At 64.3% G+C, this 24,141-nt stretch carries 23 protein-coding genes; 15 read left to right on the plus strand and 8 right to left on the minus strand.

What is annotated here, in order from left to right; all coding sequences use genetic code 11:
* Positions 1-99: 99 nt before the first annotated feature.
* Together nosP and MFF34_RS14130 are read left to right on the plus strand one after the other, a co-directional pair.
* The gene (gene nosP / locus MFF34_RS14125) at positions 100-1,263 is read left to right on the plus strand and encodes a nitric oxide-sensing protein NosP (RefSeq protein ID WP_238214746.1); all 1,164 of its coding nucleotides are present in this window, start codon (positions 100-102) and stop codon (positions 1,261-1,263) included.
* Positions 1,193-3,496, plus strand: coding sequence for a PAS domain-containing hybrid sensor histidine kinase/response regulator (locus MFF34_RS14130; protein WP_238214748.1), 2,304 nt, complete (start codon positions 1,193-1,195; stop codon positions 3,494-3,496). Before nosP ends, MFF34_RS14130 begins: the two co-directional genes overlap by 71 nt.
* Here MFF34_RS14130 and MFF34_RS14135 read toward each other — a convergent pair.
* The 6 genes from MFF34_RS14135 to MFF34_RS14160 all read right to left on the minus strand — a co-directional run bounded on the left by MFF34_RS14135 (position 3,493) and on the right by MFF34_RS14160 (position 8,758).
* Positions 3,493-4,158, minus strand: coding sequence for a response regulator transcription factor (locus MFF34_RS14135; RefSeq protein ID WP_027596434.1), 666 nt, complete (start codon positions 4,156-4,158; stop codon positions 3,493-3,495). The two genes, MFF34_RS14130 and MFF34_RS14135, sit on opposite strands and share 4 nt — an antisense overlap.
* A 57-nt stretch (positions 4,159-4,215) precedes the next feature.
* Positions 4,216-4,776 (minus strand): PQQ-dependent catabolism-associated CXXCW motif protein, encoded by a 561-nt coding sequence (locus tag MFF34_RS14140; protein ID WP_238214751.1) that lies wholly within the window; start codon positions 4,774-4,776, stop codon positions 4,216-4,218.
* 240 nt (positions 4,777-5,016) lie between these two features.
* Positions 5,017-5,808 (minus strand): ABC transporter permease, encoded by a 792-nt coding sequence (locus MFF34_RS14145; protein ID WP_027596436.1) that lies wholly within the window; start codon positions 5,806-5,808, stop codon positions 5,017-5,019.
* Positions 5,808-6,554, minus strand: a complete 747-nt coding sequence (locus MFF34_RS14150; RefSeq protein ID WP_027596437.1) for an ABC transporter ATP-binding protein — start codon at positions 6,552-6,554, stop codon at positions 5,808-5,810. Before MFF34_RS14150 ends, MFF34_RS14145 begins: the two co-directional genes overlap by 1 nt.
* Complete coding sequence (locus MFF34_RS14155; RefSeq protein ID WP_099453848.1) at positions 6,551-7,540, minus strand: YVTN family beta-propeller repeat protein; 990 nt, start codon at positions 7,538-7,540, stop codon at positions 6,551-6,553. The genes MFF34_RS14150 and MFF34_RS14155 overlap by 4 nt, the downstream gene beginning before the upstream one ends.
* A 30-nt stretch (positions 7,541-7,570) precedes the next feature.
* A complete protein-coding gene (locus MFF34_RS14160) occupies positions 7,571-8,758 on the minus strand; it encodes an ABC transporter substrate-binding protein (RefSeq protein ID WP_238214753.1) in 1,188 nt (395 codons plus the stop codon).
* Positions 8,759-8,922: 164 nt separating this feature from the next.
* Between MFF34_RS14160 and MFF34_RS14165 the strand changes: the two genes are divergently transcribed.
* Complete coding sequence (locus MFF34_RS14165) at positions 8,923-10,197, plus strand: HAMP domain-containing sensor histidine kinase (RefSeq protein WP_238214755.1); 1,275 nt, start codon at positions 8,923-8,925, stop codon at positions 10,195-10,197.
* Entirely contained in the window at positions 10,197-10,835 is a 639-nt protein-coding gene (locus MFF34_RS14170) for a response regulator transcription factor (protein WP_027596441.1), read from the plus strand. Before MFF34_RS14165 ends, MFF34_RS14170 begins: the two co-directional genes overlap by 1 nt.
* A gap of 94 nt (positions 10,836-10,929) precedes the next feature.
* Here the strand turns inward: MFF34_RS14170 and MFF34_RS14175 are convergent, their stop codons facing one another.
* Both MFF34_RS14175 and exaA read right to left on the minus strand, forming a co-directional pair.
* The gene (locus tag MFF34_RS14175) at positions 10,930-11,583 is read right to left on the minus strand and encodes a pentapeptide repeat-containing protein (RefSeq protein ID WP_238214757.1); all 654 of its coding nucleotides are present in this window, start codon (positions 11,581-11,583) and stop codon (positions 10,930-10,932) included.
* A gap of 65 nt (positions 11,584-11,648) precedes the next feature.
* On the minus strand, positions 11,649-13,544 hold the full coding sequence (exaA, locus tag MFF34_RS14180) for a quinoprotein ethanol dehydrogenase (protein ID WP_238214759.1): 1,896 nt from the start codon (positions 13,542-13,544) through the stop codon (positions 11,649-11,651).
* A 254-nt stretch (positions 13,545-13,798) separates the two neighbouring features.
* On the opposite strand from exaA, the gene pedF reads away from it, so the two are divergent.
* The 11 genes from pedF (at position 13,799) to pqqE (ending at position 24,068) form a co-directional block, all read left to right on the plus strand.
* A complete protein-coding gene (gene pedF, locus MFF34_RS14185) occupies positions 13,799-14,260 on the plus strand; it encodes a cytochrome c-550 PedF (protein WP_027596444.1) in 462 nt (153 codons plus the stop codon).
* Positions 14,261-14,265: 5 nt separating this feature from the next.
* Complete coding sequence (locus tag MFF34_RS14190) at positions 14,266-15,141, plus strand: ABC transporter substrate-binding protein (RefSeq protein WP_238214761.1); 876 nt, start codon at positions 14,266-14,268, stop codon at positions 15,139-15,141.
* Positions 15,138-15,899 carry a quinoprotein dehydrogenase-associated SoxYZ-like carrier gene (locus MFF34_RS14195; protein WP_238214764.1) on the plus strand — a complete coding sequence of 254 codons (762 nt, stop codon included), beginning with the start codon at positions 15,138-15,140 and terminating at the stop codon, positions 15,897-15,899. The genes MFF34_RS14190 and MFF34_RS14195 overlap by 4 nt, the downstream gene beginning before the upstream one ends.
* A gap of 41 nt (positions 15,900-15,940) precedes the next feature.
* Positions 15,941-16,879 carry a quinoprotein relay system zinc metallohydrolase 1 gene (locus MFF34_RS14200; RefSeq protein WP_099429604.1) on the plus strand — a complete coding sequence of 313 codons (939 nt, stop codon included), beginning with the start codon at positions 15,941-15,943 and terminating at the stop codon, positions 16,877-16,879.
* A 278-nt stretch (positions 16,880-17,157) separates the two neighbouring features.
* On the plus strand, positions 17,158-18,972 hold the full coding sequence (gene pedH, locus MFF34_RS14205) for a PQQ-dependent alcohol dehydrogenase PedH (RefSeq protein WP_027596448.1): 1,815 nt from the start codon (positions 17,158-17,160) through the stop codon (positions 18,970-18,972).
* A gap of 135 nt (positions 18,973-19,107) precedes the next feature.
* The gene (locus tag MFF34_RS14210; RefSeq protein ID WP_238214772.1) at positions 19,108-20,628 is read left to right on the plus strand and encodes an aldehyde dehydrogenase family protein; all 1,521 of its coding nucleotides are present in this window, start codon (positions 19,108-19,110) and stop codon (positions 20,626-20,628) included.
* Between the two features lie 227 nt (positions 20,629-20,855).
* Positions 20,856-20,927 carry a pyrroloquinoline quinone precursor peptide PqqA gene (pqqA, locus tag MFF34_RS14215; protein ID WP_003253598.1) on the plus strand — a complete coding sequence of 24 codons (72 nt, stop codon included), beginning with the start codon at positions 20,856-20,858 and terminating at the stop codon, positions 20,925-20,927.
* 53 nt (positions 20,928-20,980) lie between these two features.
* Positions 20,981-21,895, plus strand: a complete 915-nt coding sequence (pqqB, locus tag MFF34_RS14220; protein WP_238214773.1) for a pyrroloquinoline quinone biosynthesis protein PqqB — start codon at positions 20,981-20,983, stop codon at positions 21,893-21,895.
* A gap of 31 nt (positions 21,896-21,926) precedes the next feature.
* A complete protein-coding gene (pqqC, locus tag MFF34_RS14225; protein ID WP_027596451.1) occupies positions 21,927-22,679 on the plus strand; it encodes a pyrroloquinoline-quinone synthase PqqC in 753 nt (250 codons plus the stop codon).
* Positions 22,676-22,948 (plus strand): pyrroloquinoline quinone biosynthesis peptide chaperone PqqD, encoded by a 273-nt coding sequence (gene pqqD, locus MFF34_RS14230; protein ID WP_099429600.1) that lies wholly within the window; start codon positions 22,676-22,678, stop codon positions 22,946-22,948. The genes pqqC and pqqD overlap by 4 nt, the downstream gene beginning before the upstream one ends.
* Entirely contained in the window at positions 22,899-24,068 is a 1,170-nt protein-coding gene (gene pqqE, locus MFF34_RS14235) for a pyrroloquinoline quinone biosynthesis protein PqqE (protein WP_374707403.1), read from the plus strand. The genes pqqD and pqqE overlap by 50 nt, the downstream gene beginning before the upstream one ends.
* Positions 24,069-24,141 lie beyond the last annotated feature (73 nt).

Consider the following 24,141-nt stretch of genomic DNA (forward strand, 5'->3'; position numbering starts at 1 on the left):
TACTCCTATGGAACCGCCTACCCGCTACCCAAGTAGCATTCGCCCTCCAGGACGTCCTCCGTACACTCAACCTTCAGCCAACCCGCGCCGGAGACCACGATGCAGCAGGCCCAGAACGACGGTGTGGTCAGCGCCATGTCCCAGGCAACCGATGCGCGGCTTGCAGCCCAGGACCTGGCGCGGCAGCTGCTGCACCCGCACCTGGGGTTCGTGCTGTTCTTCTGTTCTGCCGAATATGACCTGCAGGAATTGGGCGAGGCCTTGGAACAAGGTTTCGGCGGTATTCGCCTGGCGGGCTGCACCAGTGCCGGCGAAATCACCCCGCTAGGCTACGGCCGTAACTGCGTGACGGCGCTGGGGTTCGATCATCGGCAGTTTTCCATCGCCACCGAACTGATCGATGAAATGGAACGCTTCAGCCTGATCGACGCCCAGCAGATGGTCGAACGGCTGGTCGGCACCTGCCGCAGCAATACCCTCGCGCCGATCAAAGGCCACAGCTTTGCCCTGACCCTGCTCGACGGCTTGTCCAGCCGCGAGGAGATGTTCCTTGGCGCCCTGAGCGCGGCATTGGGGGACATCCCGCATTTCGGCGGGTCGGCCGGCGACGACAACTACCTGACCCGTACCCACGTGTACTTCGGCGGGGCGTTCCACAGCGGCGCGGCGGTAGTGGTGCTGGTCAATACCTGGCTCGACTTTGAAGTGTTCACCACGCACCACATCCTGCCGCGCGATGAAAAGCTGGTGGTGACCGGCGCCGACAGCGCTCAGCGGCGGGTCTTCGAACTCAATGCCGAACCCGCTGCCGAGGAATACGCCCGGCACATCGGCGTGCCGGTGGCCGAGCTCGATCACCGGGTATTCGCTGCCCACCCGTTGGCGGTGCGGATTCACGATCAGTATTACGTTCGGGCAATCCAGCAGGTGCACCCGGACCTGAGCCTGAGTTTCTACTGTGCGGTGGAAAACGGCATCGTGCTCACGGCCATGACACCGGGCCCGCTGTTGCCAAAGCTGCACGCCCTGTTCGACGGGCTGCACCAGCGCCTGGGCCCCTTGCTGCTGACCATTGGCTGCGATTGTTTCCTGCGGCGCCTGGAACTGGAAGCCCACGACGGCCTGGAGCAGGTCGGCGCGTTTTTGCGCGAGCAGCGGGTGATGGGCTTCAACACCTATGGAGAACAGTTCAATGGCATGCATATCAACCAGACCTTCACCGGGGTCGCCATTGCCCGCAACCGGCCACCCGTCAGCCGCTGAACTGCAGGCCGAGGTCGTTCGGCTGCAGCACGAGAACCGCAAGCTGCAGCGCATCAACACTGCGCTGATCGAACGCGTCGAGTCGGGCGTGACCCGCGGCAACGACCCCTACGCGGCATTTCAGCACTCGGTGGTGCTGGCCGAGCAAGTCCGCGAGCGCACCGACGCCCTCAGCCAGGCCATGGCCGAGCTCAAGGCCGGTAACCATCTGCTCAGCGAAGCGCGGCTGCGGGCCGAGACCGCCCACCAACACTTGATCGACGCCATCGAAAGCATCTCCGACGCCTTCGTGCTGTTCGACCAGAACCAGCGCATCGTGCTGTGCAACAGCCGTTTCAAGGCGTTCTGGGCCAACAGCCGGGTGCGGATCATCGCCGGCATGCGCTTGGCCGAGGTCAAGCAACTGATGACCGCCAGCGGGGTGTTCACCGAAGAGCCCCGCGGGCCGGCCGATGAGCACCTGCTGTACCGTCTGCAGAACGGGCGCTGGCTGCAAGTCAGCGAACGGCCCACTTGCGAAGGTGGGCGGGTGTTCCTGTTCACCGACATCACCGAGGTCAAGCTCAGCGAGACCTTGCGCCGCGAGCAGGCGGTGGCGCAGAAATCGCAACTGATTCGCTTGATCACCGACCATGTTCCGGCGCTGATCGCCTACCTGAATGCTGACCTGGTCTACGAATTCACCAACAAGGTGTATGAGGAGTGGTACTGCTGGCCCCGCGGTGTGATGTTGGGCCAAAGCCTGCGCGAGGCCCACAGCGAGTCGCATTACCAACGCCTGGAGGCCTACGTGGCGCGCGCGTTAGCGGGGGAGAGCGTGACCTTCGAGTTTGCCGAAAACAACATCAACGGCCAGGAGCGCTACATGCTGCGCTCCTACGTCCCCAACCGCCTGGCCAATGGCGAAGTGGTGGGGATTTTCGTGTTGATCCGCGACATTACCGAGCGGCGCAAGAGCGCCGAGGCGCTGCACCAGGCTTACCAGAACCTTGAGCAACGGGTGCGCGAGCGCACCGCCGAGCTGACCAGCCTCAACGACCAATTGCTGCGCGAGATCGATGAGCGCAGCCGGGCCGAATCACGGTTGCGCGAGGCCAAGCGCGAGGCCGAGCAGGCCAACCTGTCGAAGACCAAATTTCTCGCTGCGGTCAGCCATGACCTGCTGCAACCCCTGAACGCGGCGCGGCTGTTCACCAGCGCGTTGCTCGAACGCCGCGAGCCGCACCAGAGCGTTCAACTGGTGCGCAACGTCAGTAATTCCCTGGAGGACGTGGAAAACCTGTTAGGCACCCTGGTGGATATTTCCAAGCTTGACGCCGGGGTGATCAAGGCCGATATCGCGCCCTTCGCCCTTAGCGAGCTGATGGACAATTTGGCCGCCGAATACGCCCAGGTGGCGCGCAGCGAAGGGCTGGAACTGCACTTTGTGGGCTGTTCGGCCTTGGTGCACAGTGACATCCAGCTGTTGGCGCGGATCCTGCGCAACCTGCTCAGCAATGCCATCCGCTACACCCGCACCGGCCGCGTGGTGCTGGGCTGTCGGCGCCAGCGCCGGGGCCTGTGGATCGAAGTCTGGGACAGCGGGATCGGCATCGCCGAAGAGCGCCTGGACGAAATGTTCCAGGAGTTCAAACGGGGCGATGTACAGCGCCCGGACCAAGACCGTGGCTTGGGCCTGGGCCTGGCAATCGTGGAAAAGATCGCGGGCATCCTCGGCCATCGGATTCGGGTGCGTTCCTGGCTCGGCAAAGGCTCGGTGTTCGCCGTCGAAGTGCCGCTGAGCGCAACCGCGCCCAAGGCCCCGCCGAGCTTGGCCATTAGCGAGCCGATGCTCGAACGCCTGCGCGGTGCGCGGGTGTGGGTGCTGGATAACGATGCGGCGATTTGCGCCGGCATGCGTACCCTGCTGGAAGGGTGGGGTTGCCGGGTGGTCACTGCGCTGTCGGAGGAAGACCTGGCGCGGCAGGTGGACAACTACCACGCCGACGCCGACCTGTTGATCGCCGACTATCACCTGGACAACGACTGCAATGGTGTCGATGCCGTGGCGCGGATCAGTGCCCGCCGCGCCGTGCCGATTCCGGCATTGATGATTACCGCCAACTACAGCAACGAACTCAAGCAACAGATCCGCGAGCGGGGCCACACCCTGATGCACAAGCCGGTGCGGCCAATGAAACTCAAAGCGGCGATGAGCCATTTGCTGGCCAACAGCCCCGTTCAGCCGCTTTAACGGCGCAGGTAGTCGCCGAAGTCGATATCGCCAGCACTGAGGATGGCCTGCACACGGTTGTGCACGTTGAGTTTGCGCAAGATCGCCGAAACGTGGGCCTTGACCGTGGTTTCGGCGATGTCCAGGGTGTAGGCGATTTGCTTGTTCGACTCGCCTTTGGTCATGCGCTCGAGTACCAGCAACTGCTTGCGTGTCAGGGCCTGGAGCATCTCGGGTGGGAAGCTTGGGGTATCGCTCTGGCGCCGGCTGGTGCTGCTTTTGTTGGCGCGAATGATGTCGGGTGGCAGGTAGACATTGCCGGTGAGGATCTGCTCGATCGCTTCGATCATCTGCGAGCGTGGCGAGGACTTGGTGATGAAACCCACGGCGCCATAGGTGATAGCCTGCAGCACGATCTGTTTTTCCTGTTCGGCCGAGACGATCACCACCGGTGTGGTCGGTGCCTCGTTGCGCAGGGTGATCAGGCCATTGAGGCCGTGCATGCCGGGCATGTTCAGGTCGAGCAGGATCAGGTCGAGGTCGTCATGCTCCAGGGTCAGCGCCAGGGCGCTGTCCAGGTCGGCAGTCTCCATGACTTCGCTGCCTGGGAAGCCATCGCTGATGACGTTGTGGATGGCTTCGCGAAACAGTGGGTGATCGTCGGCAATCAGAATTTTGTACATGGCCTTTTCACCTCGTTTTTATTGGATGGGGCGCGCACGCGTTTACTGGTGGTGAGTTCAGGGGAAGGGCTCTGGCTGGGCCGGCTGCAGTGGCAGGTTGGCAGCTTCCCAGGCGTCCAGGCCGTCGCGGTACCAATACAGCGTCTTATAGCCCAGGGATGCTGCGCGTTTTACCGCGTTCCAGCTTAACCAGCAATCGGAGCGGCAGTAAAAGACCAGCGGTTGCTCCAGGCGGCCGGCGGTGGCTTTTTGCAGGTGGCGCACGAAGTAGTCTTGCCAGGCCGGGCTCAGCTCGCCGTCGCCGACGTTGGCCAACCAGTGGCTGCCGGGGAGGTTGGCGTGGGGTTCGTCTTCGATGAAGCGGCCTTGCAGCCATTGCCGGCGGTACACATCGACCAGCACCGGCTTGGGGTGCTGGCCCAGCAGGCTTTGCAAGGTGGCGGTGTCGATGACCTGGGCGCCCTCGACCTGGTGCGGTGTCGGGCTGCGGTAGAGGGTGGTGCGATACCCCTCGGCAGAAAACAGCGGCGTGGTGCCGGCCTGGGCGACGCCCAGCAGCAGACTCAGCGAAAGGGCTGCCAGCAAAGCACGTGGCAGCCTGGGCAGGGCACGAGGCATGGGGTTTATCCTTTTTGTTATAGGCCCATTACATGCCAGCGGCGGTGCTTTGTGAATGCGACGATAGACAGTAAAGCCAGTACTAAAGTAGTAGGTGGTCAAGCGCTTGAGGAGCATCTTGTGGGAGCGGGCTTGCCCCGCGAACACCGGCGAAGCCGGTGCCATGCTCCGCGTGGCCTCATTCGCGGGGCAAGCCCGCTCCCACAATGACCCTTGTTCTCTGCGTGACAGCGCAAGCTGTCAGCGCGGCTTGCGCAGCGCTGCGTGCTGGGGGTTGAAGGTCAGTATCGCGAGCAGGGTGAACAGCACGGTCAGGCCCAGGCAAACCGCCAGCGCCAGCGGATTGAAGCGTTCGTACAGCGCGAAACGCACCAGTTCCACGGCGTGCGTGAAGGGGTTCAGGGCGCACAGCCAATACAGCCACTGGCTGGCCTCGCGCATCTTCCACAGCGGGTACAGCGCCGAGGACAGGAAAAACAACGGGAAGATCACGAAATTCATCACCCCGGCAAAGTTTTCCAACTGGCGAATCGCATTCGACAGCAACAGCCCCAGGGCGCTGAGCATCAGGGCCACCAGCAACAAGGCCGGCAGCGCCAGCAACAACCCCGCAGCTGGGGGCTGCACGCCATACAGCCAGGCGATGGCGAGAAACGCATAAACCTGTAGCAGGGAAATCAACGAGGTCGCCAGCAGCTTGCTGCCGAGCAGAAACGCGCGCGGTAAGGGGCTGGTCAGCAGCACGCGCATACTGCCCATCTCGCGGTCATAGACCATCGACAGCGAGCCCTGCATGCCGTTGAACAGCAGAATCATGCAGGCAAGGCCGGGGATGATGTACACCTCGTAGGGGATGTAGGTGTCGTAGGGCTCGATGATCGCTATGCCCAGGGCCGCACGAAACCCGGCGGCAAACACCAGCAACCACAGCAGAGGGCGCACCAGGGCGCTGAGAAAGCGCGTGCGCTGCAACACGAAACGCAGGCATTCGCGCAGCAGGATGCCGTTGAAACATTGCCAGTAGGCGTTCATCAGGCCTTCACTCCTGGGGTGGGGCCAGGCGCGCGGGTCAGGCGCGCGAAGGCGTTGTCGAGGTCGCCGCCGTGCGCTTGGCTCAGGGCATCAGCGGTGCCACTGGCCACCAGGCGCCCCTGGTGCAGGATCAGCAGGTCATCACTGGGCTGCACCTCATCCAGCAGGTGGGTGGTCCAGAGCACACTCAGCCCCTGCTCGCGGCACAGGTGCCGAAGGTGTTGGTTGAGCGCCAGGCGGCTGGCCGGGTCGAGGCCGACGCTGGCTTCGTCGAGCAACAGCAAGCGCGGTTCGTGGAGCAGGGCGCGGGCAATTTCCACCCGACGCCGGTGCCCGATATTCAGCGCACGAACGGGCTCGCGCCGGCGCTCGTCGAGGCCCTGGCGGGCCAGTTCGGCCTCGACCCGCAGGTTGCCCTGGCGCCGCGACAGGCCATGCAACGAGGCGTGGTAGCGCAGGTTCTGTTCGACGCTCAGGTCCAGGTCCAGGGTGCTTTGCTGAAACACCACGCCCAGCTGGCGTAACGCCGGGCGCGCCGCGTTGCGCAACGAGCAGCCGCAGACGCGGATGTCGCCCTGTTGCACGTCGTAAAGCCGGGTGAGCAGTGCGATCAGGGTCGACTTGCCGGCACCATTGGGGCCCAGCAACGCAGCAAAACGCCCAGGCGCCACACTGAACCCCACGTGCTTGAGCGCCTCGCGCTGGCCGTAGGCGAAACTCACGTCACTGACGTCGAGGGTATTCATGGCGTGACCACCACGCCCCAGGGGTAGCGCCCGACCTTTACCGATTTGAGCACCTTGAGGGTTTTCGTATCGATCACCGAGACGTCGCCGCTGACCCCGTTGGTGGCCAGCAATTGGCTTTGGTCTGGGGTGAACGCCAGCTGCCAGACCCGCCGCCCAACCAGCAGGTAGTCCAGCACCTCGTAGGTCTTGGCATCGATCACCGCCACATGGTTGGCCGGGCCCAGGGCGACGAACGCGTACTGGCCATCGGCGCTGAGCTTGATGCCCACCGGCTGGACTTTGTCCGGGTGCACGCCCTTGATCTGGAAATTCAGGGTTTTCAGCACCTGACGCGTGGCCACGTCGAGAATGGTCACCGTGCCGCCGATTTCTGCCGAGGCCCAGAGCCGCGAGCCATCCTGGTTGAATTCGACGAAGCGCGGCCGTTGATCCACCAGGGTGCTGTCGGCCAGGGTCTGGGTGCTGGTGTCGATCCAGTGCAGCATGTTGGTGGTTTCGCTGGTATTGACCGCCCATTTGCCATCGGGGCTTACCGCCATGCCCTCGGGCTCGATGCCGACGTTGATCTGCCCGAGTACTTTGTCGGTTTCGGTGTCGATCACCGTTACCAGTGCGTCGTCTTCGTTTGACACATACAGCCAGCGATCATTGGGGTGCAGGGCGAACTGCTCGGGGTCCTTGCCGGAGGGCAGCTCCTTGATGATCTTGCGGGTGGCCACGTCCATCACCTGCACCCGGTCCGAATCGCTGGCGCAGATGTACAGCCGCTTGTTGTCGTGGGACAGCAGCAGGCCACGTGGGCGCTGGCCCACGGGCAGGGTCTCGGTAACTTCCAGGCTTTGCAGGTCGATCAGGCTAAGGCTGTTGTCCTTCTCGTTCGAGACCCAGGCGGTGGCGGCGCTGGCGTGCCCGGTGGCAAGCGCCAGCGCGCCGGCCAGCAGGGTGGGGAAAAGCACAGGCCGGTAGCAAAGGGGGCGACGCATGGCGGAATCCTTTTTTTGTGATTATCGGTTTCAGGGGTAGCCGCAGGTCACTTCGGGCTTGTCGAAGCCCAAGCTGTCCATTTCGTTGAAGGGGTGCAGGAAGCCCTCCTGGGGCGAAGTACTGACCAGCGCGCGGGGCTGAACCAGCGGGATGGGTTGGCGCAGTTCGCCGTTCCATGGGCGGTAGCTGAGCTTGCGGCCTTTGAAGCCATCCAGCGGCAGCTGGTCGCTGAGCAGCAGTTGCTGCAGGGCGCGTGGTTCGGCCTGGCGCAGTTTGCTGACGGCGCTGGCGATGCTGCGCACGGCCATCCAGGCGGCGAAGTCGCGGTCGTTCATCCAGCGTCCGGCCTGGGCTTCGAAGCGTTTTTGCAACTGCGCTGCGCCAAAGGTTTCCACGGTCTTGTGCCAGCCGGTGGGGGTCAGGCCCTGGGTGCCGGCCACGGGGCGGGGGTACCAGGTCTGATAGGGCAGGTATTCGCCGAAGTCGCCGCGTTCGTCGGCCACCAGCACCACGTCGTACTCGGCGGTCTGGGTGAACAGGGGCATGTCGGCTTGGGCGCTGCGGCGCTGGTCGTTGTCGAAGCGCCAGGTTTTTTCCGCCACCAGCTGCACGCCGAAGCGCTTCACCGCCCGGCGCAGGGCCGCGGCGTATGCCTGGTCGTCTTCGGTCTGGCCGACGACGAGCAACGCCCGCTGCCATTTGCGCAGCACCAGAAACTGCGCCAGGGCATCGGCCAGCATGGCGCGGCTGGGCAGGCTATGCAGCACATTGCCCAGGCACTGGCTGCTGCGCAGGCTGTCGTCGGGGCTGCCGGCGTTGAACAGCAGGCTGTCGGGCAAGGCAGCAGACAGTGCGCGCAGGCTGGCGGCCGGCGCGTTCACCACGAACAGCCGCAGGCCCTGGTCATGCTGGGCCTTGGCGGCTTGCAGCAGGGCCTCGGGGCTGTCTACGTGGGTGCTGGCAAGGGTGAACGCCTGCTTGAGAAAACGCCCCGTACTGTTGCTGTCGACAACCGCCAGCTCAGCGCCCTGCAGCCCCGCGTCGGCGGGCTCGGGGATGATGTTGGACAGCAGCGGGCCGGGGTCGGGGCGATAGCCCAGGTAGCCGATGCGCACCTGTAATTGCGGCTCTGGCGGGGCGGCCGATGCGAAGGCCGAACACAGCGCCGTGGCCAGGGCCAGCAGGCAGGTCAGGGCAAGAGGGGCAGGCTGGCGCATAAACGCACTCCACGGCAGATGGCGCCAGCATAGGAAGCCGGCCGGGAGGGGGAAATATGCAGAAAGTAGCGCTCGGCCGGTACCAAGGTAGTAAATCACCGCTAAGGCCTCGGTTTTACGATGGGTCGCAGCCCTGGCCGCGTGCAACTGGAGGAAACTGCCCAATGCGCCTCATCAACCTGTCGGCCCAGTGGCGGATCAACCTGTGGGTCACGTTCTTTTTCGCCTTGGTCACCTTGGCCTGTGGCGGGTTGCTGCTGCACCAGGCGGTGGCCGATGTCGAGCGCGAATTGCAGTCTGCCGAAGCTGTGGTGGCGTACCTCGCCGACACGGTCGAACGCGACCCGGCGAGCCTGCAACCGCGGCTGACCCAGAGCCTGCGCCACGTGCGGGTGCACTGGCTGGCGGCGGGCGAAACCGCGCAGATGCCGCGGGAGGCCGGCCTGGATGCCTGGCTGGGGCGCCAACTATTCGGTGATCGCCGCCACAGCACCCGCTTGCTGGACTTGAGCGAGGGGCGCCGGGTACTGATCGCCGTGGATGCGCGGGATGAAATTGACGAAGTCCGGGATTCCCTGCAGCAGTTGCTGGGCTTGTGTGGCCTGGCCTTGCTCGTGAGCCTGTTGACCATCCGCTGGGCGGTGCGGCGTGGCATGGGCCTGCTGGATGAACTGCTGCGTGCGTTGCGCCAGGTCTCGGGTGGGCAGCTGACCACTCGCCTGCGCGAATCCGGACTGCCGGAGGCACGCCAGTTGGCGGCGCATTTCAACCGCATGACCGCGACCCTGGAGCAGACCCGGGCTGACAATGCGCAGCTGACCCAAACCCTGTTGGCGGTACAGGAACAGGAGCGCACCCACCTGGCGCAGGCCCTGCACGATGACCTCGGGCAGTACCTGGCGGGTATCCGCGCACAGGTCTGCCTGCTGCGAATGGTGGCAGGCCAGCCGACGGTGGTGGAGCAGACCGCGCAAGCCCTGGAGCTTAATTGCGAACGCCTGCAGCAAGGCTTTCGTGCCTTGGTACACGACTTGTATCCGGTGGCGTTGCAACACGTGCCATTGGCCGAAGCCTTTGGTGTGCTGGTGAGCCAATGGCAGGCCAGCCAAGGCATCGATTGCCGTTTGCGGGTCGGTGAGCGCCTGCCGGTGCTGCCTGGGCCCAGCCGAACGCATTTGTATCGCCTGCTGCAGGAGGCGTTGACCAACGTTGCCCGGCATGCCGGCGCCAGCCAGGTGCGGGTGCGCCTGCAACGCAGTGCCAAGGGCTTGCGCCTGTTGGTGCGTGACAACGGCTGCGGCGCGAGCCAGCCCCAGCGGCCCGGCGTAGGCCTGCATTCGATGGCCGAGCGCGCGCGCAGCCTGGGCGGCGAATTACGCATCCTGAGTCGCCCCGGTGCCGGCTGGGCGTTGGCCCTGAACATTCCCATGGAGGCCTGATGAATATCGTATTGGTGGACGACCACGCCGTGGTGCGCCAGGGTTATGCCAGCCTGTTGCGGGCGGTGCTGCCGGCGATGGAAGTGCGCGAGGCCGCTAGTGGCGAAGAGGCGCTGGTGCGGGTTCAGGAGCAAGTGCCGAACCTGGTGATCATGGACTTCGGCCTGCCCGGCATCAGCGGCCTGGAGACCACCCGCCGGCTGCGCCAGCGCCTGCCGCAGCTACGGGTGCTGTTTTTCAGCATGCATGATGAACTGCCCCTGGTGCGCCAGGCCCTGGAGGCGGGGGCTTCGGGCTACCTGACCAAGAATTCGGCGCCCCAGGTGTTGATCGAGGCGGTGCACCGGGTGTTGGCCGGGCATGCCTATATCGAGCAGCCTTTAGCCACACAACTGGCCTGCACACCGCAACAGAACGCCAGCGACCCGCGCTTGCAGCGCATGACCCAGCGCGAGTTGGAGATTTTCGTGATGCTGGCCAAGGGCACCCCGGTGCGGGTGATTGCCGAACAGCTGTGCATCAGTGCCAAGACCGTTTCCAATCACCTGACCTTGCTCAAGAGCAAGTTGCAGGTGAGTTCTCATGCTGAGCTGGTGCACCTGGGGATCGATCTGGGGGTGGTGCGGGTGGCGGGGTGAGGTTTTGTGGTGGTTGTCCGGGCCTCGGACAAACACATGACTCATGGATTTAGCAGGGCCCCTTTGGGAGCGAGTCGCTGCAGACGGGCTGCGCTCACTTGTCCCAGGTTTCAGGGCATCCCTTGCACCCTTCCATGTTGGCCTCCTGAAAATTCCCATAATGCTGCCGCGCACCACGCAGATCGGCTTGCGCCAAGTTGCTCTGGCCAAATTTGGCTTCCTGCAGGTTGGCATCGCCGAGGTTGGCCCCTTGCAGGTCGGTTTTACTCAGCCAGGCCATCTCCAGGTCCGCCGCCCGCAGGTTGGCCTGGTGCATGTTCGCCCCGGAAAGCCTGGCGAACTGCAGGTACGCCGCACTGAGGTCGGCCTTCTGGAACTGCGCCCCCTGAGCAAACAACCCCCAGCCTTGGATGGCAATCAGCGTGCTATGGCTCAGGTCTGCCAACCGCAGGTTGCTTTGCTGCAGGCTGGCGCGGGTCAGGTTGGCGCCCTGCAAGCGGGCCTTTTCCAGGTTGGCCAGGTCCAGGCGGGCATGGCGCAGGTCGGCATCGCGCAGGTCGGCGCCGGCCAGGTTCATCTTGCGCAGGTCCTGGTTGGCCAGGTTGGCGCCACGCATATTGGCACCCGGGCACTGGCTGCCTTCGGCAATTACGCAGCCGTTGACGGTCAAGGGGGCATCGTTGTCGTCGGCATTCACAGCCAGGGCAGGGGCAAGGACCAACAGCAGGGCAAAGGGCAGGTAATTCATGTTCGAAGACTCTCGGTGAATGGAGGGCAGGTGCGGGGAGGGCGCTGGGCGCTCCCCGCAGGCGATCACCGCGGCGCGGTCTTGTTGTCCCAGCTTGGGATCTTGAACACCCAGAACGAGCCGCCCTGGGCCACCGGCTTGGTCAGTTCGGCCATGTCGCCGCCCCACAGCGGCACCGCGCCGCCATAGCCCACGGTCACGCCGATGTACTGCTCGCCGTCCTGTTCCCAGGTGATGGGTGGCGAGACGATGCCGCTGCCGGTCTGGAACTTCCACAGTTCCTTGCCCGTCTTGGCGTCGAAGGCCTTGAAGAAGCCGTCGCCAGTGCCGGTGAACACCAGGTTGCCCTTGGTCGCCAGTACGCCGGCCCACAGTGGCAGGTGCTCTTTGTGCTCCCAGACCAGCTTGCCGGTGGCCGGGTCCATGGCGCGCAAGGTGCCGACGTGGTCGTCATACATACGCTTGATGCGGAAGCCCATGCCCAGGTAGGCCGAGCCCTTCTTGTAGTTCACTTCTTCGGTCCAGTACTCCTCCTTCCACTGGTTGCCGGGGATGTAGAACAGGCCGGTGTCCTGGCTGTAGGCCATGGGGTTCCAGTTCTTGCCACCCAGGAACGGCGGCGAGACTTCCACCGGCTTGCCCTTGGTTTCACCCGGCAGGGGCTTGGCTGGCCGCTGGCCGGGGTTTTCCACCGGGCGCCCGGTCTTGAGGTCGATATGGCTGGCCCAGGTGATGTTGTCGACGAAGGGGAAGGCGTTCTGCAATTTGCCGTTGTTGCGGTCCACCACGTAGAAGAAGCCGTTGCGGTCGGCGTGGCCGGTGGCCTTGACCACCTTGCCGTCCTTGTCTTTGTAATCGAACAGCACCAGCTCGTTGTTGCCGGAGAAGTCCCAGGCATCGTTCGGCGTGTGCTGGTAGAACCACTTCACTTCGCCGGTGCTGGGGTCGACGCCGACCTGGCCCGAGGTGTAGAGGCTGTCGTAGTCGTGGGGGTTGCCGTCCTTGGACGTGCGCGCCCAGGTGTTCCAAGGGCCAGGGTTGCCGGCACCGACGATGATGGTGTTGCTCTCGGGGTCGAAACTGGCGCTCTGCCAGGGTGCGCCGCCGCCGTGGCTCCAGGCCTCGACCTTGCCGGTCTCGGTGGTCGGGTCGTCTGGCCAGGACGGCGCCTTGACGTCGCCGGTCGGGGTGCTGTCCTTGCCATTCAGGCGGCCCATGTGGCCTTCGACGAAGGGTCGCATCCACACTTCTTCACCGGTGTCCGGGTCGCGGGCGAACAACTGGCCGACCACGCCGAACTCATCGCCGGAGCTGCCGTGGATCAGCAACACCTTGCCGCTGGTCTTGTCTTTGATCAGCACCGGGGCGCCGGTCATGGTGTAGCCGGCGCTGTGGTCGCCGAACTTCTTGTTCCACACCACCTTGCCGGTGCGCTTGTCGAGGGCGATGAGGCGGGCGTCGAGGGTGCCGAAATAGATCTTGTCGCCGAAGATGGCCGCCCCGCGGTTGACCACGTCGCAGCACGGGCGAATGTTGTCTGGCAGGCGGTGGTTGTAGGTCCACAGGCGTTTGCCGGTCTTGGCATCGAGGGCAAATACCCGCGAGTAGGAGCCGGTGACGTAGACCACGCCGTCGCTGACGATGGCCTGGGATTCCTGGCCGCGCTGTTTTTCGTCGCCGAAAGAATAGGACCAGGCCGGGGTCAGCTTGAACACGTTCTGGTCGTTGACCTGGGCCAGTGGGCTCCAGCGCTGGGCATTGGTGCCCATGCCGTATTGCAGCACGTCCTGGGTAGTCAGGTGGTCGTTGGCGATGTCTTCCCAGGTCACGTTCTTGCTGGCAGGTGCAGCGGGGGCGGTGGCCGCGGTGGCCGCCGTGCAGAGGGCCAGGCTACCGGCCAGCAGCAGGGCCCGCACGCTGAGGGCCAGAGGGGAAAGGGCGGGTAGCGATCTTATTGTCATGGTTGCAGTTCCCTGTGGAGGTTTTGGCCTGCACAGGGTGGCGGCGGGACGGCGGCTGGGGATACGGAAAAAGTCCCGCCCTTGCCGGGAATAGTTCCCGGGCGGCACCTCATTTGGCCCTTCGCCACAAGCCCTACTACCAAGGGAGTAAGGCCCGGCCACCAAAGCAGCATACGGCCGCGCGCGGGCTGTTTCTAAGATGGCGGCACGGCCTCTGTGGTTGAGGCCTTGCGTGCAATCTTGAGGGCATAACAATGACAAAAAAACGCAACGTCTTGCTCGCTACAGGCCTGCTGGCCGGTGCTTTGCTGACGGGCACGGTGTGGGCTCATGGCAATGTGGTGCCCCAGGCGGTGGAAACCCAGGGCTTGACCCCGATCAAAGATGCCGGGGTAAGCCTGGACGGTGACGGCTGGGCCGCGGTCAACCCGTACCGCACCTCCCCCGAGCACGACAAAGCCGTAGAAATCGGCGCCTCGGCCTACAACCAGAACTGCGCTGCTTGCCATGGCCTGGAAGCCAAGTCTGGCGGTATCGCCCCGGATTTGCGCCTGCTCGATGTGGGCGAGGCCGGGGATGAGTGGTTCGTCGAGCGGGTGCGCCACGGCGCGGTGCGTGACGGGCGGGTGTACATGCCGAAGATGGCCGATTACCTGAGCCAGGAAGCCCTGTGGGCGGTACGCACCTACCTGGACAGCGTGCACGTCGAGGAGTGATCGCCATGCGTCTGTCGGCCGTGCTGTTGAGTGGCCTGCTGCTGTGCTGCGCGGCAGTGCAGGCACAGGTGCGCAACTACGACGCGATCATCGCTGCCGGTGAATTGAAGGTGGCGGTGTACAAGGATTTCGCGCCCTACAGCTTCGAGGACCACGGCCAGCCGCGTGGCGTCGATGTGGAGCTGGCGCAAGCGCTGGCCACGGCCTTGGGGGTGCACCTGCAATTGATCTGGGCACCGCCAGGGGAAAAGCTCGACGACGACCTGCGCGACTACATCTGGCGCGGCAGCCCGCTGCGCCACCAGCAGTTGGCCGACCTGATGATGCGGGTGCCCTACGACCACGCCTACGCGCAGAAGCGCAACGAGCTGGGCGAGCTGGAAAACGCCCAGGTGGTGATGTTCGGGCCCTATCAGGAGGAGCGCTGGCAGATGGCCTATGACCGCCGCCGCCTGCCCTCGGTGGCCAGTGTCGCGGTGTTCCAGCAGCACCCCATCGGGGTCGAGGTGGACAGTGTGCCGTCGTTCTACCTGACCTCGGTGTTCAACGGCATGCTCAGCGCCAACACCCACCATTACCCCAGCGTGCAACAGGCGTTCAGCGCGCTACAGGCCGGCCAGGTGGACGCGGTGATGGCGATGCGCGGCGAGGTTGACTGGCAGTTGCATCAGGCCGCCGACCCACAACTGGCCCTGGCGGAAAACGCCTACCCGAACCTGGGCAAGCAAGCATGGGACATCGGCATGGCAGTGCATGAAAGCAACCGGCAGTTGGCCTATGCGGTGGAGGAAGCCCTCGAGGCGATGATCCGCGATGGCCGGCTGAAGGCGCTGTACGCCACCTACGGCCTGCGCTACGAGGTCCCGGAGATGTACCAATGAACTGGCGAGCGACTTTATTGCTGGCCTGCTGGATGCCTTGGGCAGCCCAGGCCAGTGAACCGAGCAGCAAGACCGACCCGGTGCCCTCGGTGATGTGGGATTTCTACCACAAGCAACTGCTGGGGCAGGCACCGTTCGTTTTCGATGAGCGGGTCAAGCTGCTGGCGCCGCCCTTTGCCGAGGACGCCCGGCAAGTGCCGCTGGAGATCGATGCCCGCGCATTCGCGGGCGACGTGGTACGGATTCTTGCCTGGGCCGAACTCAACCCCCTGCCGCGTATTGTCGACTTCGAGCCTGGCGAACGTGTGCTGCCGTGGCTGTCGATCCGTATCCGCATCGAACAGGCCACGCCGCTGCGCGCTGCGGTGCTGACGCGTGACGGCGTGTGGCATGTCGGTTCAACCCTGATCGATGCGGCCGGCGGTGGTTGTACCGCGCCCAGCGTGGTGCGCACCCAGCCTGGCTGGGAGGAGCATGTCGGTGAGGTGCTGGGCGGGCGCTACCCGCGCGGTGATGGCAGCCGCTTGCGCCTGCAGGTGTCCCACCCGATGGACAACGGCCTGGTCAGCGGCATCCCTGAGTTCTTCCTCGAACATGCCGAATTGCAAGGCGCGGATGGCCAGCGCCTGGCCAGCCTCGCGCTGTATCCGGCAGTCAGCGAGAACCCCAACCTGGGGTTCGATATCCAGGGCCCCGGGCTTACCCGGCTACTGTTGCGGGACAACAGCGGTAACCAGTTCGAAGCGGCGGTGCCGTGAGCGCGTTGCTTGCCTTCACCCCCTGACCAGAGGCGCCTGTCATGCGTTGGATGCTGCTGTTGTTGCTGTGCCTGGGCCTGCCGGCCTGGGCGGACCTGGACTATCGACTCACGCCCCGGCAAATCGCGGAAGGCACTTGGCTGCTGGAGGGCAGCACCGACAATTTCGCCAAGGCCAATGGCGGCAATATCGTCAATACCGCGTTCATCGTCACCGACAGCGGCGTGGTGGTGATCGACAGCGGGCCGTCCAAGCGTTACGGCGAGGCCCTGCGCCAAGCCATTGCCGCCACCACCGACAAGCCGGTGGTCGAAGTGCTGCTGACCCACCATCACCCCGACCATGTGCTGGGCAACCAGGCCTTTACCGACGTGCCCATCGGTGCCCTGGCTGGCACAGGCGACCTGTTGCGCCAGCAGGGCGAGGCGATGGCCGAGAACATGTACCGCCTGGTCGGTGACTGGATGCGCGGCACCGAGGTGGTGCTGCCGACCCGGGTGCTGGAACCGGGTGTGCATGAGGTGGGGGGGCACCGGTTGCGGCTGTTGGCGCTGGGCGGGCATACCGGTGCGGACCTGGCGATTCTCGATGAGAAGACTGGCGTGCTGTTTGCCGGCGATTTGGTGTTTTACGAGCGCGCCCTGACCACCCCCAACAGCCCAGGGCTGGACGTTTGGCTCAAGGACCTGGACACCTTGCAGGCCTTGCCCTGGAAGCAGCTCGTGCCGGGGCATGGGCCGGTGGCCAGCGATGCTAAGCCTTTTGCGCAGATGCGTGATTACCTGGGCTGGCTGGATGGCTTGATGCGCGAGGGGGCAGCGCGTGGGGATGACATGGTCGAGATGATCCGCAGCCCGATCCCTGAGCGGTTTGCCGGTATCAGCCTGACCCGTTATGAGTTGATTCGCAGCGTCAGCCACCTGTACCCGCGGTATGAGCGTTTGCGGTTGCAGCGTATCGACGGCAAGCCGCCTCTCTGACCCGAAGAAGCAGCCTACAGGCTGTGGGAGCGGGCTTGTCCCGCGAATGGGGCTACGCGGTGCTTGGCACCGGCTTTGCCGGTGTTCGCGGGGTAAGCCCGCTCCCACAGAGTCCCTGCTAGCTCAACAAGCTATGCGCTGTTCTATGAAAGCCCCTGTACCAAGGAACTAGAAAACTCCACATTGCGGGCAATTGTTGGCAAGCAGGTCGGGCACAAGAATTCTCGGCACACCGGGAAAATTTCCCGGGCACAACAAAAAAACCAAAGGTAGCCGTCATGACCCGATCCCCACGTCGTCCCTTGTTCGCCGTGAGCCTGGTGCTCAGCGCCATGCTGCTGTCCGGCGCGGCACAGGCCGCTGTCAGCGATGAAGAAATCCTCCAGGACCCGAAAAACCCGCAGCAGATCGTGACCAATGGCCTGGGGGTCCAGGGCCAGCGCTACAGCCCGCTGGACCTGCTCAATGTCGGCAACGTCAAGGAACTGCGGCCAGTCTGGGCCTTTTCGTTCGGCGGTGAGAAGCAGCGCGGCCAGCAGGCCCAGCCGCTGATCAAGGACGGCGTGATGTACATGACCGGCTCCTACTCGCGGGTGTTCGCCGTCGACGCCCGTACCGGCAAAAAGCTCTGGCAATACGATGCGCGCCTGCCAGATGACATCCGCCCTTGCTGTGACGTGATCAACCGCGGCGTGGCGCTGTACGGCGACCTGGTGTTCTTCGGCACCCTGGATGCCAAGCTGGTGGCCCTGAACAAAGACACCGGCAAGGTGGTCTGGAGCAAGAAGGTCGCCGACCACAAGGAAGGCTATTCCATCAGCGCCGCGCCGATGATCGTCAACGGCAAGCTGATCACCGGTGTGGCCGGGGGCGAGTTCGGCGTGGTGGGCAAGATTCAGGCGTACAACCCGGAAAACGGCGAGCTGCTGTGGATGCGGCCGACCGTGGAAGGGCACATGGGCTACGTCTACAAAGACGGCAAGGCCATCGAGAACGGTATCTCGGGCGGCGAGGCGGGCAAGACCTGGCCCGGCGACCTGTGGAAGACCGGTGGCGCAGCGCCGTGGCTGGGCGGTTACTACGACCCTGAAACCAACCTGTTGCTGTTCGGCACCGGCAACCCGGCGCCGTGGAACTCCCACCTGCGCCCAGGCGACAACCTGTATTCCTCGTCGCGCCTGGCCCTGAACCCGGACGACGGCACCATCAAATGGCACTTCCAGAGCACGCCCCATGACGGCTGGGATTTCGACGGCGTCAACGAGCTGATCTCGTTCAACTACAAGGACGGCGGCAAGGAGGTCAAGGCTGCCGCAACCGCTGACCGCAACGGCTTCTTCTACGTGCTGGACCGCACCAACGGCAAATTCATCCGCGGCTTCCCCTTCGTCGACAAGATCACCTGGGCGACCGGCCTGGACAAGAATGGCCGCCCGATCTACAACGAGGCCAGCCGGCCAGGGGCACCGGGCACTGAGGCCAAGGGCAGTTCCGTGTTCGTCGCACCGGCCTTCCTCGGCGCCAAGAACTGGATGCCCATGGCCTACAACAGGGATACCGGGCTGTTCTACGTGCCGTCCAACGAATGGGGCATGGACATCTGGAACGAAGGGATCGCCTACAAGAAAGGCGCGGCGTTCCTCGGGGCCGGTTTCACCATCAAACCGCTCAACGAAGACTACATCGGCGTGCTGCGCGCCATCGACCCGGTCAGCGGCAAGGAAGTGTGGCGCCACAAGAACTTCGCGCCATTGTGGGGCGGGGTGCTGACCACCAAAGGCAACCTGGTGTTCACCGGCACGCCGGAAGGTTTCCTGCAGGCGTTCAACGCCAAGACCGGCGAGAAAGTCTGGGAGTTCCAGACGGGCTCCGGCGTACTTGGCTCGCCGGTGACCTGGGAAATGGACGGCGAGCAGTACGTCTCGGTGCTGTCCGGCTGGGGCGGCGCGGTGCCGCTGTGGGGCGGCGAAGTGGCCAAGCGGGTGAAGGACTTCAACCAGGGCGGCATGCTCTGGACCTTCAAGTTGCCTAAACAGCTGCAGCAAGCGGCCAGTGCCGAGGCGCCAGCACCCAGCGCCAAGCCGCAAAGCTGACACCGGGCCGCTTGCGGCCCTACTACCAAATGACGAGAGCTCCGCTGCCAACGATGCATACGTCTGGCACGCGGGGCTTTTTACCATCGGTCCATCGCCTGTCGTTGGACAGGCATCGACCCGCAGAGGCTCAGCATGATCTACGCACAACCCGGAACCCCAGGCGCCATCGTGTCGTTCAAACCCCGCTACGGCAATTTCATCGGCGGCGAGTTCGTGCCGCCGTCCGGTGGCCAGTACTTCACCAACAGCTCGCCGGTCAATGGCCAGCCGATTGCCGAATTCCCACGCTCCACCGCCGCGGACATTGACCACGCCCTGGACGCCGCGCATGCCGCTGCCGACGCCTGGGGCAAAACCTCGGTGCAAGACCGCGCCCTGGTGCTGCTGAAGATCGCCGACCGCATCGAGCAAAACCTGGAAGTGCTGGCCGTCAGCGAAAGCTGGGACAACGGCAAGGCTGTGCGCGAAACCCTCAATGCCGACGTGCCGCTGGCGGCGGACCACTTCCGTTACTTTGCCGGCTGCATCCGTGCCCAGGAAGGTGGGGCGGCAGAGATCAACGCGCTGACCACGGCCTACCATTTCCACGAACCCCTGGGTGTGGTCGGGCAGATCATCCCGTGGAACTTCCCGCTGCTGATGGCCGCCTGGAAGCTCGCCCCGGCCCTGGCCGCCGGTAACTGCGTGGTGCTCAAACCCGCTGAACAGACCCCGTTGTCGATCACGATTTTCGCCGAGCTGATCGCCGACCTGCTGCCAGCAGGTGTGTTGAACATTGTCCAGGGCTTTGGCCGTGAAGCCGGTGAGGCACTGGCCACCAGCAAGCGCATCGCCAAGATCGCCTTTACCGGCTCCACCCCGGTGGGCTCGCACATAATGAAATGCGCGGCCGAGAACATCATCCCGTCTACCGTCGAGCTGGGCGGCAAATCGCCGAACATCTTCTTCGAAGACATCATGCAGGCCGAGCCTGCGTTCATCGAAAAGGCCGCCGAAGGCCTGGTGCTGGCGTTCTTCAACCAGGGTGAGGTGTGCACCTGCCCGTCGCGGGCGCTGATCCAGGAATCGATCTACGAGCCGTTCATGGCCGAGGTGATGAAGAAGATCGCCAAGATCACCCGTGGCAACCCGCTGGACACCGACACCATGGTGGGTGCCCAGGCCTCCGAGCAGCAATACGACAAGATTCTCTCCTACCTGCAGATTGCCAAGGAGGAGGGCGCGCAGTTGCTCACCGGCGGCGCTGCCGAACGGCTCGACGGTGACCTGTCGACCGGGTACTACATTCAGCCGACCCTGCTCAAGGGCCACAACAAGATGCGCGTGTTCCAGGAAGAGATCTTCGGCCCGGTGGTGGGCGTGACCACCTTCAAGGACGAAGCCGAAGCGCTGGCCATCGCCAACGACAGCGAGTTTGGCCTGGGCGCAGGCCTGTGGACCCGTGACATCAACCGCGCCTACCGCATGGGCCGGGCGATCAAGGCTGGCCGCGTGTGGACCAACTGCTACCACCTGTACCCGGCGCATGCGGCGTTTGGCGGTTACAAGAAATCCGGCGTGGGCCGCGAGACCCACAAGATGATGCTCGACCACTACCAGCAGACCAAGAACCTGCTGGTGAGCTATGACATCAATCCGCTGGGCTTCTTCTAAGGGCACACAGGCCCGGCGGTAGGGTGCCGCCAGGCCTGGATGCAAAGACGCACGTGGGGAGGGCTCTGGGTGGGCGCCTCCCCGCGTGCGTCACCCGTGGGTAAAGGCCCGCGTCACCCCCTACCAACGCACCCCGCGAGCTCGTTCCAAAGTAGCATTCGGCCCCGCGGCCCCCCGTGCATTAATGCCTCTACCGGAATTGCCCGGCACAAGAAGAGGACTGCCCCATGTGGACTAAACCCGCCTTTACCGACCTGCGCATTGGCTTCGAAGTGACGATGTATTTCGCCAATCGTTGATGGCTCTGCGGCCATCGTAGCGATGGCCGTTTCTTCTCTGGGGATCGTTGTCCATGCACATTCGTGTTCTCGGCTCCGCCGCTGGCGGTGGTTTTCCGCAGTGGAACTGCAACTGTCGCCAATGCGCCGGTGTGCGTAATGGCAGCCTGAGGGCGCAGCGGCGCACGCAGTCTTCGATCGCGGTGAGCGACGATGGCGAGCAGTGGATACTGTGCAACGCTTCACCCGACATCCGCGCCCAGCTCGAAAGCTTCCCCGCTTTGCAACCGGCGCGCCGCCTGCGCGACACGGCAATTGGCGCGGTGGTGCTGCTGGACAGCCAGATTGACCACTGCACGGGCCTGCTCAGCCTGCGCGAAGGCTGCCCGCACACGGTGTGGTGCACCGAGCGGGTGCATGTAGACCTGAGTAGCGGTTTCCCGCTGTTCACCCTGCTCAAGCACTGGAACGGTGGCTTGCAGTGGCAATGCATCGGCCTGGACCGCGAACCGTTTCGCATCGCTGCCTGCCCAAACCTGCAATTTCGCGCGGTCCCGTTGCTGAGCAACGCGCCGCCGTATTCGCCCAACCGCGGCAACCCGCAATCGGGCGACACCATTGGCCTGCTCATCGAGGACCGGCGCAGTGGTGCCTCGGTGTTCTACGCGCCGGGCCTGGGGCAGGTCGATGCCGAGGTGGCGAGCTGGATGCGCCATGCCGACTGCCTGCTGCTGGACGGCACGCTGTGGCGTGACGACGAGATGCGGGTGTGCGAAGTCGGCCAAAGCCTGGGCAGTGAAATGGGCCACCTGGCGCAGAGTGGCCCGGGTGGCATGCTCGACGTGCTGGAGGGCTTCAGCCGCCAGCGCAAGATCCTCATCCACATCAACAACACCAACCCGATCCTTGATGAAGACTCGGCCGAACGGGCTTTGCTGGATCGGCGGGGGATTGAAGTGGCGTACGACGGCTTGTCTATCACGCTGTAGTGGCTGGCACCGCGTGCCCTGGAGAACCGCAATGACCGACACCCCCATGACACCCCCTGAATTCGAAGCGGCCTTGCGTGCCAAGGGCGCCTATTACCATATCCACCATCCCTTCCATCAGGCGATGTATGCCGGGCGTGCGACCCGTGAGCAGATTCAGGGCTGGGTTGCCAACCGCTTCTACTACCAGGTCAACATCCCGCTCAAGGACGCGGCAATCCTCGCCAACTGCCCAGACCGTGAGGTGCGCCGGCAATGGTTGCAACGGGTGCTCGACCACGATGGCGCGCCGGGCAGCGAAGGCGGCATCGAAGCCTGGTTGCGCCTGGGGGAGGCGGTCGGGCTGACGCGTGAGCGCATCCTCTCCCAGGAGATGGTCCTGCCTGGGGTGCGATTTGCCGTGGACGCCTACGTCAATTTCGCCCGCCGCGCAGGCTGGCAGGAGGCTGCCAGCAGTTCGCTGACCGAACTGTTCGCGCCGCAGATCCACCAGTCGCGCCTGGACAGCTGGCCCCAGCACTACCCGTGGATCGATGCCGCCGGCTACGACTACTTCCGCACGCGCCTGGGCCAGGCGCGGCGCGACGTCGAACATGGCCTGCGCATCACCTTGGCGTATTACGTCACGCGTGCCGGCCAGCAGCGGATGCTGGAGATTTTGCAATTCAAGCTCGACGTGCTCTGGAGCATGCTCGATGCCATGAGCATGGCGTATGAGCTGGAGCGGCCGCCTTATCACAGCGTGACCCAGGAAAATGTCTGGCATCGGGGGATCGCCCTGTGAAACTGATCGATGGCGAACAGGTGCTGGGGTTGCGCCGCGGCTACCGCCTGCAATGGGAGCCGCGGCAGGATTGCCATGTGCTGCTGTACCCCGAGGGCATGATCAAGCTCAATGCCAGCGCCGGTTGGGTGCTGGAGCTGTTGGACGGCCAACGGTGCGTGGCGGCGATCATTGACGGCTTGGCGCAGCGCTTCCCCGATGCACAGGGGCTGGATGAGGATGTGCTGGCGTTTCTGGAGGTGGCCCGTGGCAAGCACTGGATCGAATGACACGCGCCCGGGGCCGCCGCTGTGGCTGCTGGCGGAGCTGACGTACCGCTGCCCGTTGCAGTGCCCGTATTGTTCCAACCCGTTGGACTTTGCCCAACATGGCCAGGAGTTGACCACTGACGAGTGGATCCGCGTGTTCCGCGAAGCGCGGGCGATGGGCGCCGCGCAGCTGGGCTTTTCCGGCGGCGAACCGCTGGTGCGTCAGGACCTCGCGCTGCTGATCAAGGCCGCGCGGGACATGGGCTACTACACCAACCTGATTACCTCGGGTATCGGCCTGACCGAACAGAAAGTCCGCGACTTCAAGGTCGCCGGGCTCGACCATATCCAGATCAGCTTCCAGGCCGCAGATGAGGCGGTCAACAACATGCTGGCCGGCTCGCGCAAGGCGTTCGCCCAGAAGCTGGCGATGGCCAAGGCAGTCAAGGCCCAGGGTTACCCGATGGTGCTGAACTTCGTGACCCATCGGCACAATATCGACCAGATTGCCGACATCATCGAGCTGTGCCTGGCGTTGCAGGCGGACTTCGTGGAACTGGCGACCTGTCAGTTCTACGGTTGGGCCGAACTCAACCGTGCCGGCCTGCTGCCGACCCGCGAGCAATTGCAGCGGGCCGAAGCCATTACCCAAGCGTATCGCCAGCGGCTGGAGGCCCAGGGGCATCCGTGCAAGCTGATTTTCGTCACGCCGGACTACTACGAAGAACGCCCCAAGTCCTGCATGAACGGCTGGGCCAACCTGTTTCTCGATATCACCCCAGACGGCACTGCGCTGCCGTGCCACAGCGCCCGCCAGTTGCCGGTGGCCTTCCCCAACGTGCGCGAGCACAGCATCGAGCACATCTGGAACGATTCTTTTGGCTTCAACCGCTACCGTGGCAATGACTGGATGAAGGAGCCCTGTCGCTCGTGCGATGAAAAACACCAGGACTTGGGCGGCTGCCGCTGCCAGGCGTACATGCTCACCGGCGATGCCGCCAACGCCGACCCGGTGTGCAGCAAGTCGCCGCACCATGGGGTGATCCTCAAGGCCCGGGAGCAAGCGCAGACCGCAGGGCAGGGCATGGCGCAGCTGACCCTGCGCAACGAGCAGGCGTCGCGGCTGATTTTTCGTGGCTAAGCCGGGGCCCCGCTTTGGTCTGGTTGCTTTCGCTGCGGGATGCTTTACGCTGGCGATTACCTTCCAGAACAAT

The sequence above is a fragment of the Pseudomonas sp. PAGU 2196 genome, assembly GCF_022179005.1.
Taxonomy (GTDB): Bacteria; Pseudomonadota; Gammaproteobacteria; order Pseudomonadales; family Pseudomonadaceae; genus Aquipseudomonas; species Aquipseudomonas kermanshahensis.

What these genes read in the sequence shown, in the direction of transcription:
- nosP (WP_238214746.1), top strand. Translation starts at nt 100, where the DNA reads ATGCAGCAGGCCCAGAACGACGGTGTGGTCAGCGCCATGTCCCAGGCA.
- MFF34_RS14130 (WP_238214748.1), top strand. Translation starts at nt 1,193, where the DNA reads ATGGCATGCATATCAACCAGACCTTCACCGGGGTCGCCATTGCCCGCA.
- MFF34_RS14135 (WP_027596434.1), bottom strand. Translation starts at nt 4,158, where the DNA reads ATGTACAAAATTCTGATTGCCGACGATCACCCACTGTTTCGCGAAGCC.
- MFF34_RS14140 (WP_238214751.1), bottom strand. Translation starts at nt 4,776, where the DNA reads ATGCCTCGTGCCCTGCCCAGGCTGCCACGTGCTTTGCTGGCAGCCCTT.
- MFF34_RS14145 (WP_027596436.1), bottom strand. Translation starts at nt 5,808, where the DNA reads ATGAACGCCTACTGGCAATGTTTCAACGGCATCCTGCTGCGCGAATGC.
- MFF34_RS14150 (WP_027596437.1), bottom strand. Translation starts at nt 6,554, where the DNA reads ATGAATACCCTCGACGTCAGTGACGTGAGTTTCGCCTACGGCCAGCGC.
- MFF34_RS14155 (WP_099453848.1), bottom strand. Translation starts at nt 7,540, where the DNA reads ATGCGTCGCCCCCTTTGCTACCGGCCTGTGCTTTTCCCCACCCTGCTG.
- MFF34_RS14160 (WP_238214753.1), bottom strand. Translation starts at nt 8,758, where the DNA reads ATGCGCCAGCCTGCCCCTCTTGCCCTGACCTGCCTGCTGGCCCTGGCC.
- MFF34_RS14165 (WP_238214755.1), top strand. Translation starts at nt 8,923, where the DNA reads ATGCGCCTCATCAACCTGTCGGCCCAGTGGCGGATCAACCTGTGGGTC.
- MFF34_RS14170 (WP_027596441.1), top strand. Translation starts at nt 10,197, where the DNA reads ATGAATATCGTATTGGTGGACGACCACGCCGTGGTGCGCCAGGGTTAT.
- MFF34_RS14175 (WP_238214757.1), bottom strand. Translation starts at nt 11,583, where the DNA reads ATGAATTACCTGCCCTTTGCCCTGCTGTTGGTCCTTGCCCCTGCCCTG.
- exaA (WP_238214759.1), bottom strand. Translation starts at nt 13,544, where the DNA reads ATGACAATAAGATCGCTACCCGCCCTTTCCCCTCTGGCCCTCAGCGTG.
- pedF (WP_027596444.1), top strand. Translation starts at nt 13,799, where the DNA reads ATGACAAAAAAACGCAACGTCTTGCTCGCTACAGGCCTGCTGGCCGGT.
- MFF34_RS14190 (WP_238214761.1), top strand. Translation starts at nt 14,266, where the DNA reads ATGCGTCTGTCGGCCGTGCTGTTGAGTGGCCTGCTGCTGTGCTGCGCG.
- MFF34_RS14195 (WP_238214764.1), top strand. Translation starts at nt 15,138, where the DNA reads ATGAACTGGCGAGCGACTTTATTGCTGGCCTGCTGGATGCCTTGGGCA.
- MFF34_RS14200 (WP_099429604.1), top strand. Translation starts at nt 15,941, where the DNA reads ATGCGTTGGATGCTGCTGTTGTTGCTGTGCCTGGGCCTGCCGGCCTGG.
- pedH (WP_027596448.1), top strand. Translation starts at nt 17,158, where the DNA reads ATGACCCGATCCCCACGTCGTCCCTTGTTCGCCGTGAGCCTGGTGCTC.
- MFF34_RS14210 (WP_238214772.1), top strand. Translation starts at nt 19,108, where the DNA reads ATGATCTACGCACAACCCGGAACCCCAGGCGCCATCGTGTCGTTCAAA.
- pqqB (WP_238214773.1), top strand. Translation starts at nt 20,981, where the DNA reads ATGCACATTCGTGTTCTCGGCTCCGCCGCTGGCGGTGGTTTTCCGCAG.
- pqqC (WP_027596451.1), top strand. Translation starts at nt 21,927, where the DNA reads ATGACCGACACCCCCATGACACCCCCTGAATTCGAAGCGGCCTTGCGT.
- pqqE (WP_374707403.1), top strand. Translation starts at nt 22,899, where the DNA reads ATGTGCTGGCGTTTCTGGAGGTGGCCCGTGGCAAGCACTGGATCGAAT.